Consider the following 14503-nt stretch of genomic DNA (forward strand, 5'->3'; position numbering starts at 1 on the left):
AGGTGTGCGATGCCATTTCTGGTGCTCGTCCAGGCGCTCGCCGCGAAATAGTGGAGAGCTACATCAAGCGTTTGAAGGAGATGGAGCAACTTGCTCTTTCATATCCCGGTGTGCTCAAGACCTTCGCTATTCAGGCAGGACGAGAGCTGCGCGTGATTGTGGGTAGTGAAAAGGTAACCGACCAAGAGGCAGAACGTCTATCGTTCGATATTGCCCAAAAAATTCAGGATGAGATGACCTACCCTGGACAGGTTAAGATTACCGTAATTCGAGAAACCCGCGCAATTAGTTTTGCAAAGTAGAAAACCAGATGTTATTGCATATTTAAAGAATAAGGCTGTCTAAACGACGGCCTTATTCTTTTTAATAGTAATGCTGTAAGCTCATCTTTACTCTTGAGTGAATCTATTAAACATTGGTAAATCAAATTTTTGTTGGATTTTGTCGTTACAATCAGGTTAACAAATGTTACCTCTTTTTTCAAAAAAGGTTGGACTGCCTTCAAGTAAATATTGTATTTTCGTACTCTTATTCAAGGTATAGCAATGGATAATATCGTAATGTGCGATCTTAAGGGACAATACCTTAAGATTAAGGATGAAGTTGATTCTGGAATTCAGTCTGTTATCGATAGTTCTGCGTTTATAAAAGGGGAGGCGGTAAAACAATTTCAGCAAGAGTTAGGCTCCTATTTAAACTGCAAGCACGTAATTGCCTGTGGTAATGGCACCGATGCTCTTCAAATTGCCCTCATGGCGCTGGGGCTTAAGCCGGGAGATGAGGTAGTAACTCCCAACTTCACCTTTATTGCTACCGTTGAGGTGGTTGCGCTAATGGGGCTAACCCCTGTGCTGGTGGACGTGGACATTGATTCATTCACCCTGGATATCGAACAGCTGGAAAAGGCAATAACCGCGAGAACTAGAGCCATTATTCCAGTGCATCTCTTTGGCCAGTGCGCCAACATGGAAGCCATTATGCAGGTGGCGCAAAAGTTTGGAATTTTTGTTGTTGAGGATGTTGCCCAAGCTCTGGGGAGCAGCTACACCTTTTCCAGTGGGTCGGTAGCAAGAGCGGGCACCATAGGTCACATTGGAACAACCTCCTTTTTCCCATCAAAAAACCTTGGATGCTACGGCGACGGTGGAGCGCTCTACACCAACGATGATAGCTTGGCTGAAGAAATTCGCTCCATTGCCAACCACGGCATGAAGGTGCGCTACCACCACGATCGGATCGGGCTTAACTCTCGCCTGGACACCATTCAGGCAGCCATTTTAAGAGTTAAGCTGAAGTATTTGGACCAGTATAACCAGGCGAGAATACAAGCGGCAGATAGGTACGATAGGCTTTTTGCCAGCTGCTCAGCGCTGAAAACGCCATTCAGAGTTGCGGATTCCAACCATATTTTTCACCAGTACACCCTCCGGCTGCTGGATGGCGATCGGCAGGAGCTGATAAAATACCTTGCCTCCAAGGGCATACCAGCGATGATTTACTATCCCGTTCCGCTTCATCGCCAGGTTGCCTTTGCCGAATACCAGAAAGTGGCAATAACAAAGGAGTTTCCGGTTACCGATCAGCTGTGTGCATCGGTATTTTCGTTACCCATGCACACGGAGCTGACCCTCGAGCAGCAGGAATATATTGCAGGGGCCATACTTAACTATCTTGAGTAGGACATTGTTTATACTGTGAAGAAGAATATACTGAATCGAATTTTGAAATGGAAAAGGCATACTTTGCTCACGAAACAGCCGTTATCGATAGCGGGTGCATAATTGGTGCAGGAACAAAAATTTGGCACTTTAGCCATATTATGCCGGGATGTGTTATCGGCAAGGGGTGTAATATTGGCCAGAACGTGGTTATTTCCCCGGAGGTGATTCTGGGCAATAATGTAAAGGTGCAGAACAACGTCTCCATATACACGGGCGTGGTTTGTGAGGATGACGTGTTTTTAGGACCTTCAATGGTTTTTACCAACGTGATAAATCCGCGAAGCGCAGTTAATCGCCGTGACCAGTATTTAAAGACCATTGTTGGAAAGGGAGCCTCCATTGGCGCCAACGCAACCATCGTATGTGGACATAATATTGGCCAGTTTGCGTTTATAGGAGCAGGCGCTGTGGTAACGAGGGAGGTTAAGCCCTACGCCTTGGTGGTTGGCAACCCTGCCCGGCAGGCTGGATGGATGAGCGAGTATGGCCATAAGCTTACCTTTAATAGCGATGGTATTGCCGTATGTCCAGAAAGTGGGCATTGGTATCGATTAGCATCAGAACATGTTGAAAAAATAGAGTAATGGAAGATTCAAAAAAGTTAAATTTTGGTCTCATTGGGGCCTCCGGATACATTGCACCACGCCACTTGAGGGCAATTAAGGATACAGGAAATAACCTCATTGCAGCTCTCGATAGGTTCGACAGCGTGGGCATCATGGATAGCTTTTTTCCCGAAGCCGATTTCTTTGTGGAGTATGAGCGCTTCGACCGGCACTTTGATAAGCTAAAGCGGCATGGCACCCGCATTGACTATGTAAGCATTTGTACCCCGAACTACCTGCACGATTCCCATATTCGGTTTGCCCTGCGCCAGGGGGCTGAGGCCATATGCGAAAAACCGCTGGTGCTCAACCCGTGGAACGTGGATGCCCTGCAGGAGATAGAGCAGGAAACCGGCCATAAGGTGAACACCATTCTGCAGCTTCGGTTGCACCCAGCTATTATTGCGCTAAGAGAGGAGGTGGCTAAGGCTCCTGCCGATAAGATTTTCGACGTGGATCTCACCTACATTACAAGCCGTGGGCATTGGTATTTTGTTTCGTGGAAGGGCGATGCCCAGAAGTCGGGTGGCATTGCCACCAACATTGGCATTCACTTCTTTGATATGCTCTCCTGGGTTTTTGGCGAGGTGCAGGAGAACGTGGTTCACCTTTCGGAGCCGGATAAATCTGCCGGTTACCTTCGCCTGAAGAAGGCTCGGGTAAGATGGTTCTTAAGCGTAGATTATACGGATATCCCTGAAGCCATAAGGCAGAAAGGGCAGCGCACCTTCCGGTCGATTACGATGGAGGGGAAGGAGATTGAGTTTTCAGAAGGCTTTACCGACCTGCATACCGAAAGTTACCGTCAAATTATTGCTGGCAAGGGATTTGGCCTTCAGGACGCCAAGCCATCCATTCAAACGGCCTATACCATTCGTAATTTTAAGCCTCTTGGTTTAACCGGTGACTACCATCCATTCTGCAAGAAGTAATTTAACCCTTTAAAACTTGAGCGATGATATATCAAGACCTAGTTGCCAAGCATGAAAAGTTGGCTGTAATAGGCTTAGGATATGTAGGGCTGCCCATTGCACTTGAATTTGCCCGTAAAATCTCCGTTATAGGATTCGATATTAAGCCCGATCGGGTTAAGCTGATGCAGGAGGGCATTGATCCAAGCAAGGAGCTGGAGAGCGAGGCTTTTAAGGGGTGCGAAATAGAGTACACTAGCCATCTAGAAGATCTTAAAAAAGCTAAATTCTTTGTTGTTGCGGTGCCAACCCCCATCGATGATCATAACCTTCCCGATTTGAAGCCGCTGCTTGCGGCCACCGCAACCGTGGGTAAGGTATTAAAGAAGGGCGATTACGTGGTGTACGAATCCACTGTGTATCCGGGCTGCACGGAGGAAGATTGCGTTCCGCTGCTGGAGCAGCTATCGGGGTTGAAGTATGTTGAGGATTTTAAGGTAGGCTTTTCACCGGAGCGGATCAACCCGGGTGACAGGGAGCATACGTTGGTGAAAATAAAGAAGATTACCTCCGGCTGCGATGCTGAATCGGCAGAGGAGATAGCAAAGACCTACGAGCTGATTATTCAGGCGGGCATACACCGCGCCAGCAGCATAAAGGTGGCAGAGGCGGCCAAAATTATTGAGAATACCCAGCGCGACATCAACATTGCGTTTATGAACGAGCTATCCATCATTTTCAACCGAATGGGAATTAATACCATGGAGGTGCTGGAGGCTGCAGGGACGAAGTGGAATTTTCTAAAGTTTTTTCCAGGGTTGGTTGGCGGTCACTGCATTGGGGTTGATCCATACTACCTGGTTTACAAGGCAAAGGAGGTGGGCTACCATCCTCAAATTATTAGTGCAGGTCGGTTTATCAACGACTCCATGGGTGGCTACGTTGCCAAGCAGACGGTAAAGAAGATGATTGGTGCTGACAAAAATCCAAAGGAGACCCACGTGCTCATTATGGGAGTAACCTTTAAGGAAAATGTGAGCGATATCCGTAATTCCAAGGTGGTTGACATCTATAGAGAACTAATTTCTTTCGGGGTGAAACACATTGATGTTATTGATGCTTATGCTGATGCCCAAGAGGTAAAACAAGAGTATGGATTTGATATCGCAAAGGAACCATCCGGAAAATACGATGCCATTATTGTTGCTGTAAGCCACCAACAGTATATCCTGCTAAAGGAGGAGTGGTTCCAAGGAATAGCATCAGAGGGTTGCATTTTTGTGGATGTAAAGGGAGTATATCGTGATAAAATCAAAGCCTTAAATTACTGGAGTCTTTAGATTGTTGGTGTATATTTTCTGCGCAATTGATTTTTAACGTCTGAGGCAAAAGCAGCATCAGACGTTTATGCATGAAGGATATTGCGAAATTGCATATTTCGTGAGCACTTTTTTGGGCCTTCGATTTGGTCTTACCCATTTTAGGGGTAATTTGGTCTGCCATATTTTATGCAGTCTTTTGTGGGACTGAGAGGGCGAAGCTGTATCAAAATTGGTTTATTAAAGTTTTCCACATAGAATTGATTTAAAGTTTGATAGAACCAAATATTGTTTGTGAACCTAGTAATTATTACCAGCAATGCAGAAGAATCTAATTGAATATTTTGATAGGGTTCAAAAACTCCATCCTAATAGAGCTGCGGTTATTGAGGGAGATAAGAGCATTTCATTTTCACAGCTAGGCCAAGATTCTAAAAATGTTGCCAATAGAATTATCGTAGCGGTTGAGCAAGTGCTAAACAAACCGGTTGCAGTTTTTTTACCAAAAGGCATCGAAAGCGTTGTGGCCGATTTGGCCATTACATATAGTGGGAATGTTTACATGAACCTGGATGTAAAATCGCCTCAGCTGCGCATTGAGAACATTCTCAACCTGATTCAACCGGTATTAATACTTACCAATAACGCAAATCGAGAGAGGTTAAGCGGCATTTCCTATAAATGCACTATTCTTTGCATCGACGACATTGAAGCTTCCAGCAGTGGGGACGAATTGATTTATCGGAGGCTCGAAGCGCATATCGATACTGACCCATACTGCATAATAAACACCTCTGGATCCACCGGAACGCCCAAAGGGGTTGTGCTAAACCATAGGAGCTTTATTGACTTTACCGAATGGGCTATTGATACGTTGCATATTAAAGATAATGAGATAGTTGGTTCTCTTTCGCCAATTGTGTTTGATATTTATAGCTTTGAGCTATGCATGTTGATGGCCAAGGGAAGCACTCTTGTAGTTTTGCCCGATTCGTTGGCCGCATTTCCTGCCAAGTTATTGAGCATAATGCAAGAACAAAAGGTTACCTTCATTTTTTGGGTGCCAACCATTATGGTGAACATTGCCAATATGGACTTGCTGTCGAAAATTGCTTTACCCGTTCTAAAAACTGTTTGGTTTGCTGGTGAGGTTTTCCCCACCAAGCAGTTTAACCAATGGAAGCAGCAGTTGCCCAGCACCAAGTTTGTAAACCTGTATGGCCCCATCGAAATTACGCTCGATTGCACCTACTATGTTGTGGAGAGAGAGCTAAAGGACAATGAACCTATCCCCATTGGGTTTCCTTGCAAGAATAGTGATGTCCTCATCCTAAATGAGTCGAACCAACGTGTGGCTATTGGTGAAGAGGGAGAGCTATGTGTGCGTGGCTCCTCTTTGGCAATGGGATATTACAACAATCCCGTGAAAACAGCAGAGGCTTTTGTGCAGAATCCTTTGAATTCGTCCTATCCCGAAATTATCTATCGAACGGGAGATATTGTTTCAATTAATGAGCGTGGCGAAATTGAATTCAAGGGTCGAAAGGATAGCCTCATAAAACACATGGGATATCGAATTGAATTGGGTGAAATTGAGCATGTTATAATTAATACGTTGAAGTTGGTGGAGAATGGATGTGTGGTTTACAACTTTAGCAAGAAGGAGATCACCCTATTTTTCGAAGCCAAAGGGGAGATATCTCTTGCGGAATTGAAATCAAAAATTGCGACCGTTTTTCCAAAATACATGATACCAACTGTATACATGCGGCTAGAAGAGATGCCACGCAATATTAATGGCAAAATCGACCGACTTTTCTTAAATAACTCCATCAATAATGGATAGGGTAAGCTCCCTTGAGGTAGTTCAGAATGCAAATAGGCGCATTAGAGGCAAGGGGAAGGGCTTCTTGACCAACTATTTTGGTGATTTAAAAAAAACAAATCGCTGGATTGACCTTGGGCTTTTGTTTTCCATCGAAAGCGACGATTATGCCTGTTTCTTCAAGAAAAATAGTGGTTTTTATAGCGGCTATTACTTTGTGGCAAATGCCGCTGCACTTAATGCTTTACTAGAGAAAGTTTGGCAGAAATATCCAAACGATACATTTGTTTTTGATAACGTTGGAACCAAGGAGTCATTAACAGAGGTTGCTGAAGTTTTTGAGAGCAGGGACTACTCACAATACACGCAGCTTCATCGAATGTCAAGGCTCGAGCAGCAACAGGCAACTTTGGCAATAAATGCTTCTGTTGAGTTTGCAACAAAAAACGATTTGCTGGAGGTAAAAGAGTTACTTGCTCGTTACTTTGACCCTCTTGCCGAGCAGCTGCCGCTCGATGGTGAGTTGCTAGAATGGATAGAGCAAAATGGTGTTGTCGTTTTTAGGGAGACCCACACCATAGTTGGTTTTGCCATTTTCGAAATAGTTGGAATTACTGGCTACCTACGCTATTGGTTTACCCATCCGTTGCATAGGAACAAAAAGGTTGGATCTTCACTACTTCATCGTTTTTTTGAGGAGGCACGATCAACCAAGCGCCAGCTTTTCTGGGTAATTAGCGACAACCATAATGCAATTGTTCGCTATGAGCATTATGGTTTTAAAAGTGAGAATTTAGTCGATATTGTCTTTGTAAATAATAAAGCTTTGAAGTATGAAAAAAGTGGTGATTGATATCTTAACGGACCTTCGGCCTGAGTTTGACTTTACTGAAGATGTTAATTTTATTGAACAAGGAATGCTCGATAGCTTCGATGTTGTAAATTTAGTAACTGCATTGGATGAGCATTTTAAGATATCTATTGATGGAATGGATGTATTGCCAGAAAATTTTGCCACGGTTGATAATATCGTAAATTTGCTAGTGAAAAATGGTGTGAAACAATGATCTTTAACTATAAAAACAAGGCGATTACAGGTATTCTTACTGTTCTGCCTTCAAGAGTTGTTCGTTTTGAGGATGAGATGGAGAACTACAACTTCTCCACGGCAAAGTCGCTTAAGCTCAAGATGGCAATGGGCTATAACACCCATCGAATTGTTAACGAAGATGTGACTGTTTCCGATCTATGCATTCACGGACTTACTTACCTTTTCGATAATGATTATCTGAAAAAGGAGGAGGTTGATGCCCTTATTTTGATAACCCAATCGCCCGACTACTTTATGCCACCCACCAGCAATGTAATTCAGGGACGGTTGGGCTTAAAAACCGATATGGTTTGCCTCGATATCAACCAAGGGTGTGCTGGATATATTGTTGGCCTTATGCAAGCATTCATGCTTTTGGAGCAAGAATCCATTAAGAAGGTGGTTGTGCTTAATGCCGATATTCTGAGCCGTAAGGTATCGAAAAGAGATCGAAATAGTAATCCACTAATTGGCGACGGAGCCTCTATTACCATTGTTGAGCGTAGCAGTAAGCCAACGAATATCTTCACTTTTCTTAAAATGGATGGAACAGGATCTGATGCACTGATGATTCCAGCGGGTGGTTTTAAATTACCCTCTAGTCCACAGACTGCTGAGATGCAAGAAGATGCTGCTGGTAATTTTCGATCGTTGGACAATCTTGTAATGAAAGGGGATGAGGTATTTAATTTCGTTCAACGTGAAGTACCACCGATGATTGAAGAGCTTTGTGCTCACGCAGGCGTTAATAAAAATGATATTGACTGGTATCTGTTTCATCAACCCAATAGGTTTATGTTGAATAAGTTGGCTGATAAGTTGGAGGTGCCTCGCGATAAAATGCCCAGCAACATTGTTGAAAACTTTGGGAACTCCAGCGGTGCTTCCATTCCAACTGTTATAACCCATAATATTGGCGACAAACTTACTAATGACTCCCTATTGGTTTGTCTAGCCGGTTTTGGCGTAGGTTTAACCTGGGCTTCCATGATACTACATCTTGAGAACCTGACGTTTGTTAAGCAAATTGATTTTTAATTTTTAAAATATTGTAATATGGATAAGTTTAAAGCACAGATGGCTGAAATTCTTGAAGTTGATGATTTTAATTTGAGTGATGAACTTAAGTCGTTTGAATGTTGGGATTCATTAACCATACTTTCAATTATTGCCTTTGCAGGCGATAGCTATAATGTTGCTTTGTCGGCAAACGATGTTATTGGATCGAAAACAGTTGGAGGTCTTTACGAACTGATTAATAGCAAAAAATAGTGAGCAGCTTTAATCCCTTTTCTCTTGAAGGTCGACGCATACTAGTTACTGGTGCTGCCTCGGGTATTGGCAAGGCCACAAGCATTATGCTTTCAAAGCTTGGTGCCAAGCTTTTGCTTATCGATATAAATCGAGAAGGTTTGCTGGAAACCAAGCAGCTCTGTAGCACTGACGATCAAATATTAGCCTTCGACCTTGTCGATTTTCCCAAGCTAAAGGCTGAAGTGTTGGAAATGGTTTTAAACTTTGGCAAGCTGAACGGAGTAGTGCACCTAGCCGGCAAGTCATATATTGCTCCGTTGAAATCGATAAGCGAGGAAAAGTGTTTTGACGTTTTTACCCTTAATACATACTCGGCCCTTGAATTGGCTAAGTTATTTATTAACAGGAACATTTATGCGGGCGAGAAGGGCTCTATCGTATTGGTTTCGTCCGTTTATGGAATTGTGGGATCTCCCGCAAATGTGGGTTATGCCATGAGTAAGTCTGCCTTGCTCGGAATAACAAAATCGCTTGCAATGGAGTTGGCAGGTAAGGGGATTAGAGTAAACTGTGTTGCTCCTGGATTTGTGAAGACCAACATGCTAAATTCGGCAAGTGAACTTTTTGATGCCAACTACGCAGAAACATTAAACCGCTTACATCCTTTGGGTATTGGAGAACCGGATGACGTTGCCAGCTCCATTGCTTATCTGCTTTCGGATGCCGCAAAATGGGTGACTGGGGCTGTTTTCAATATCGATGGCGGGTTTACTGCACAATAGCTCATACCTATGGAAGAAAAAAAGCAATTTATACTCGTTACCGGTGCCTCATCGGGTATTGGTAGGCATATTGCCATTAGCCTTTCCAAGAACCATAACGTAATTCTGAATGGGAGAAACCAAGAAAGGCTAATGGAGGTAAAGGGTATGTGCTCAAATGCCAACTCGCAGCTAATTTTTAATTTCGATTTAAGCGGTGTTGAAAAATTGGAGGCAGAGCTATCAGCCTTTATTCAAAATAGCAATATTGAAATTACCCAATTTGTTCACTGCGCGGGCTTTATGAAGATGGTCCCGCTAAAGATGATCACTTTGGAAACCCTAACTTCAACCTATTCAACCAATACGATTTCTGCTGTGCTGATTCTTAAGGCACTTACCAATCGTAAGAGTAATAATTCGGCCCTTCGGAGTGCCGTGTTTATATCCAGTAACGTTAGTAATTTTGGTGCAAAGGCTTTTAGTGCTTATGCCTCCTCAAAGGCAGCCCTCGATTCTATGATGAGGTGCCTAGCCGTTGAGTTAGCACCCAAAGTGAGGATAAATTCTGTGCTACCCGGAGCCATCCATACTGAAATGACCAGCACTATATTCGAAAACGCTGAAACGCTTGAAAGAATGCTCAGCAGCTATCCACTTGGAGAGGGAAAACCTGAAGATATTTGTTCAATGGTTGAGTTTCTGCTTTCAGAGAAATCACGCTGGATAACGGGTCAGCAATTTACCGTTGATGGGGGGAGAACCATTAATATTTCCGGTTAGAAATGGCATGTGTTGTTTCTAGAATTGAAAATCGACCGATTCCCTCCAACAGCTTTGTCATTAGTAAGAATGGATATCGGTCGTGCGTTATCATCGACCCTGGAACGAGTGACTGCGAGGAGCTGATAACCTACCTTAACGATAATAATTTAGCACCGGAGTATATTTTGTTAACCCATGAGCATTTTGACCATGTTTGGGGAGTAAATAGGTTGAAAGATAGCTATGGCTGCAGCATCGTTAGTTCGAAAATCTGTTCCGAGAAAATCGTTGATCGGAAAAAGAATATGTCCCTGTTTTACGATCAAGTTGGGTTTGAAACCTATCCGGCTGATATTTTAGTTGATAACGGTATTACCATAAGTTGGAACGATTCCATCATCGAAGCTTTTGAAACGCCTGGCCATACCGATGGTAGCTTGTGCTTTCAGATAGAAAACTTCCTGTTCACTGGCGACACCATAATAAAGGACCTAAAAACCGTGGTTAAGCTACCCACCGGGAGCAAGGGCAAGCTCAAGGAATCATTTTCGTTTCTTGAGAATAAAATGAAGGGGAAGCAAATAGTTGTTTACCCTGGTCACGGCGAAAGTTTTATGTTTGATGAAATTAAGTTCAGTGACCTTCTTTAAAGGAAGATTAACCGAAACTAATCGATCCTGTTGTTTTCGTTTTTAGGCCTTTTTCAGTCTTAACAAAAAATTTCAAAATGAAGAACATTATCATACTTGGAACTGGCGCCGTTGCGGCTGAACTTACATCCTATATCGACGACAATAACAGCAAAGTTGAATTGGATAAACAAACGAATATTGTTGGCTATATCGAGTATGCATACAATATTGAAAAGTACTATGCTAGGTATAATCTTAAGGCACCTGTACTTTGTGATATTGATTCTTTTGTGCCTGACGAAAACGTAGAGGTTCTAGTAGGTATATCGGATATACCTTTTCGAAATACAATGATTAATCGATTGCTGGAAAAGGGTGCAGTGCTAGCAAGTTTTATTCACTCCTCCGTTATTATGCCGGCATCAACCAAAATTGGCAAGGGAAATATTATTTATCCTTTTTGTATCATCGGTCCAAATACTGCTATCGGTGATTTTAACTTTATTACCTCCTACAGCTTTATTAGCCACGATTGCACGGTGGGGAATGGAAATTTTCTGTCCACTGCAGGGATTGCAGGCCGGGTTAAGGTGGGAGACAACAATTTTTTTGGGATACGCGCCACCGTAATCCCGCACATCGAAATTGGGAACAACAATACCATACAAGCCGGTATGGTGGTGGACAAGCACATTGGGGACAACTCTACCATTTTTTACCGCTACAAAGAACAAGTTATCGCAATTCCGAAAGTTGACTAATTTACGTCAGTTCGATGTAGGGTGACCTTTTAGTGGCTTATTTATTACTTTCGGTTTGATCTTTTCTTTATTAGAATTACTTTTGTCTGCCTTATTTCAAGCAGTCTTTTGTGGGACTGAGAAGGCGAAGCTGTATCAAATAGGATGAGCTATTTTTGTACCAATATAGGTATCAGCAATATCCGTCTTTAGTTAAATAAGATTCTATTGTTTTCAATGCTTTATCCAACTTTAACAAATAGGAGTATTCTTGTAACCGGCGGAGCAGGGTTTATTGGCTCTAACCTCTGTGAGGAGCTGCTTCGTCAAGGGAATAGAGTGACCTGCTTGGATAATTTCTCCACCGGTAAGCAAGTTAACATTGCTTCATTTCTAGAGAACCCAAATTTTGTGCTCATAAACGGTGATATTCGTAATTATGAAGATTGCCAAAGAGCTGTTGCTGGTGTTGACCTTGTTTTTCATGAGGCAGCCCTTGGGAGCGTTCCACGCTCGATAAATGATCCGATAACGACCACGGACGTAAACATAGGCGGATTTGTAAAGATGCTTTTTGCGGCTAAGGAGCAGGGTGTGAAGCGTTTCATCTATGCTGCGAGCTCATCTACTTATGGCGATCATCCCGCCTTGCCAAAGGTGGAAGAGCATATAGGGAAGCCACTTTCGCCCTATGCCATTACCAAGTATGTAAACGAGCTGTATGCCGAAAATTTTGGCAAGCTATATGGAATAGAGACCATTGGTTTAAGATATTTCAATGTTTTTGGGAAGCGGCAGGACCCCGATGGCGCCTATGCAGCCGTTATTCCAAAGTTTGTAAAAATGCTAATCGAGCATGAGCAACCAATAATCAATGGGGATGGAAATCATTCACGCGATTTTACCCATATCGAAAATGTGGTTCTAATGAATTTACTCGCTGCGACTACACAAACTAAAGCGGCAGTAAATCAGGTTTTTAACGCTGCCTGTGGTGAAAGGAATACGCTTAACCAGCTTGTTACCTATCTTAAGGAGTTTTTAGGTGAGTACGATTCCGAAATCAAGAGGATTGAACCAGTATTTGGCAAAGAGCGGGAGGGAGATGTTCGACATTCGTTGGCTAGCATTGAAAAGGCCCAGAGGCTTTTGGGTTATAAGCCCATCCATCTGTTTAAGGAGGGGCTGAGTCTCTCAACTTCATGGTATTACCAATTGCTTGTCAATCAATAATAACCATAAATCAAATCAAATGAAAGGTATCGTATTAGCAGGTGGGGCAGGCACACGTCTTTTCCCAATTACAAAGGGAGTTTCGAAACAGATGCTTCCAATTTATGATAAGCCGATGATTTACTACCCCTTATCTGTGCTAATGCTTGCAGGGATTAGGGAGATTTTAATTATTTCCACTCCTGATGATTTACCCGGATTTAGACGCTTGCTTGGTGATGGCTCCGATTATGGGGTATCCCTCTCTTACGCCGAACAGCCTAGCCCCGATGGGTTGGCTCAGGCCTTTATTATTGGCGAGAAGTTTATTGGTACCGATAGCGTTTGCCTAGTGCTGGGCGATAACATATTTCATGGACACGGATTTACAGGCTTACTGGAGAGTGCAAGAGTAAATGTTGAAAAAGACGCTGCTGCCACGGTATTTGGCTACTGGGTAAACGATCCCGAACGTTATGGAGTGGCAGAGTTTGATGCCAGCGGTAGGGTTACCAGCATTGAGGAAAAACCGGAACATCCAAAGTCGAACTATGCTGTTGTGGGACTTTACTTTTATACCAACGACGTGGTTAAGGTGGCCAAGAGCATCAAGCCCTCTGCTCGAGGAGAGCTGGAGATAACTACTGTTAATCAGGAGTATCTCAAGCAAAATCGCTTAAATGTGGAGTTAATGGGGCGTGGGTTTACTTGGCTCGATACGGGAACGCATGAGTCTTTGGCCGAAGCCAGTAACTATGTGGAGACCATTGAGCATAGGCAAGGCCTCAAAATCGCCTGCCTCGAGGAGATTGCCTTCAGCAAGGGGTGGATCACCAAGGAGCGCCTTCTGGAGTTGGCGCAACCCATGATTAAGAACCAGTATGGGCAATATCTGGTTAGCTTGGTGGAGAAGAAATAGATGCTTAATTAGGGGATTAGCTGTTTAGGTTATTAGGTAATTAGGTTTTTTGGTTATTAGGTATTAGGAAAGCCTTTCACAAATAACCCCGATAAATCGGGATCTTCACTGCGCTTCGACTCATAACTCACAACTCACAACTCACAACTCATCACTCACAAATGAACGTTATTGAAACATCAATTCCCGAGGTTAAAATTATAGAACCTAGAGTTTTTGTTGATAGCCGTGGTCTGTTTTTTGAATCGCACTCACATAAACAATTTATTGAAAAGGTTTGTAATACCACTTTTTTACAAGATAATGAGTCTCATTCTCAGTATGGAGTTCTTCGTGGTATGCACTATCAGCTATCACCATACAGCCAATCGAAGTTGGTTCGAGTGGTTGTAGGAAAGGTTTTGGATGTGGCAGTGGATATGCGGAAGGGCTCACCAACCTTTGGAAAGTATGTGGCCGTTGAACTTTCGGATGAAAACAAGAGGCAACTCTTTGTTCCACGAGGTTTTGCGCACGGCTTCTTAACACTGTCGGAAAAAGCCATTTTTCAGTATAAGTGTGATGCATACTATGTTCCAAACCAGGAGGGCGCTTTCATGTGGGATGATCCAACGGTAAATATTCAGTGGCCGATAGATCCCGGTAAGATAATACTATCGGATAAGGACAAGGTTTTGCCTTTGTTTGAGGAGGCGGTAGCATTTGACTATGCCGAGAGTTTGTATTAAATTCAGTTGGTAGTTGAAGAA

17 protein-coding genes are annotated in these 14503 nt (G+C 43.2%); all 17 read left to right on the top strand.

What is annotated here, in order from left to right; all coding sequences use genetic code 11:
• Nucleotides 1–302, top strand: a 302-nt coding sequence (locus tag VMW01_01175) for a hypothetical protein (protein HUW04845.1), incomplete at its 5' end; no start/stop codon positions are given.
• Between the two features lie 243 nt (nt 303–545).
• Entirely contained in the window at nt 546–1679 is a 1134-nt protein-coding gene (locus tag VMW01_01180) for a DegT/DnrJ/EryC1/StrS family aminotransferase (GenBank protein ID HUW04846.1), read from the top strand.
• A 47-nt stretch (nt 1680–1726) separates the two neighbouring features.
• Entirely contained in the window at nt 1727–2305 is a 579-nt protein-coding gene (locus tag VMW01_01185) for an acyltransferase (protein HUW04847.1), read from the top strand.
• Nucleotides 2305–3258, top strand: a complete 954-nt coding sequence (locus VMW01_01190) for a Gfo/Idh/MocA family oxidoreductase (protein HUW04848.1) — start codon at nt 2305–2307, stop codon at nt 3256–3258. The genes VMW01_01185 and VMW01_01190 overlap by 1 nt, the downstream gene beginning before the upstream one ends.
• Before the next feature lie 23 nt (nt 3259–3281).
• Nucleotides 3282–4577 (top strand): nucleotide sugar dehydrogenase, encoded by a 1296-nt coding sequence (locus VMW01_01195; GenBank protein ID HUW04849.1) that lies wholly within the window; start codon nt 3282–3284, stop codon nt 4575–4577.
• A gap of 298 nt (nt 4578–4875) precedes the next feature.
• Entirely contained in the window at nt 4876–6402 is a 1527-nt protein-coding gene (locus tag VMW01_01200) for an amino acid adenylation domain-containing protein (GenBank protein HUW04850.1), read from the top strand.
• Nucleotides 6395–7234: a GNAT family N-acetyltransferase gene (locus VMW01_01205; protein ID HUW04851.1), complete on the top strand. Its 840-nt coding sequence runs from the start codon at nt 6395–6397 to the stop codon at nt 7232–7234. Before VMW01_01200 ends, VMW01_01205 begins: the two co-directional genes overlap by 8 nt.
• On the top strand, nt 7215–7448 hold the full coding sequence (locus VMW01_01210; GenBank protein HUW04852.1) for a phosphopantetheine-binding protein: 234 nt from the start codon (nt 7215–7217) through the stop codon (nt 7446–7448). The genes VMW01_01205 and VMW01_01210 overlap by 20 nt, the downstream gene beginning before the upstream one ends.
• On the top strand, nt 7445–8509 hold the full coding sequence (locus VMW01_01215; protein ID HUW04853.1) for a ketoacyl-ACP synthase III: 1065 nt from the start codon (nt 7445–7447) through the stop codon (nt 8507–8509). Before VMW01_01210 ends, VMW01_01215 begins: the two co-directional genes overlap by 4 nt.
• A gap of 18 nt (nt 8510–8527) precedes the next feature.
• The gene (locus VMW01_01220; GenBank protein HUW04854.1) at nt 8528–8743 is read left to right on the top strand and encodes a phosphopantetheine-binding protein; all 216 of its coding nucleotides are present in this window, start codon (nt 8528–8530) and stop codon (nt 8741–8743) included.
• Nucleotides 8743–9507, top strand: a complete 765-nt coding sequence (locus VMW01_01225; GenBank protein HUW04855.1) for an SDR family oxidoreductase — start codon at nt 8743–8745, stop codon at nt 9505–9507. The genes VMW01_01220 and VMW01_01225 overlap by 1 nt, the downstream gene beginning before the upstream one ends.
• 9 nt (nt 9508–9516) lie before the next feature.
• Nucleotides 9517–10269 (top strand): SDR family oxidoreductase, encoded by a 753-nt coding sequence (locus VMW01_01230; GenBank protein HUW04856.1) that lies wholly within the window; start codon nt 9517–9519, stop codon nt 10267–10269.
• 2 nt (nt 10270–10271) lie between these two features.
• Nucleotides 10272–10901, top strand: a complete 630-nt coding sequence (locus VMW01_01235) for an MBL fold metallo-hydrolase (GenBank protein ID HUW04857.1) — start codon at nt 10272–10274, stop codon at nt 10899–10901.
• Nucleotides 10902–10978: 77 nt separating this feature from the next.
• A complete protein-coding gene (locus VMW01_01240; GenBank protein HUW04858.1) occupies nt 10979–11644 on the top strand; it encodes an acetyltransferase in 666 nt (221 codons plus the stop codon).
• A gap of 216 nt (nt 11645–11860) precedes the next feature.
• A complete protein-coding gene (locus tag VMW01_01245; GenBank protein HUW04859.1) occupies nt 11861–12856 on the top strand; it encodes an SDR family oxidoreductase in 996 nt (331 codons plus the stop codon).
• 19 nt (nt 12857–12875) lie between these two features.
• Nucleotides 12876–13754, top strand: coding sequence for a glucose-1-phosphate thymidylyltransferase RfbA (rfbA, locus tag VMW01_01250; protein ID HUW04860.1), 879 nt, complete (start codon nt 12876–12878; stop codon nt 13752–13754).
• Nucleotides 13755–13915: 161 nt separating this feature from the next.
• Nucleotides 13916–14482 carry a dTDP-4-dehydrorhamnose 3,5-epimerase gene (rfbC, locus tag VMW01_01255; GenBank protein HUW04861.1) on the top strand — a complete coding sequence of 189 codons (567 nt, stop codon included), beginning with the start codon at nt 13916–13918 and terminating at the stop codon, nt 14480–14482.
• Nucleotides 14483–14503 lie beyond the last annotated feature (21 nt).

The sequence above is a fragment of the Williamwhitmania sp. genome, assembly GCA_035529935.1.
Taxonomy (GTDB): domain Bacteria; phylum Bacteroidota; class Bacteroidia; order Bacteroidales; family Williamwhitmaniaceae; genus Williamwhitmania.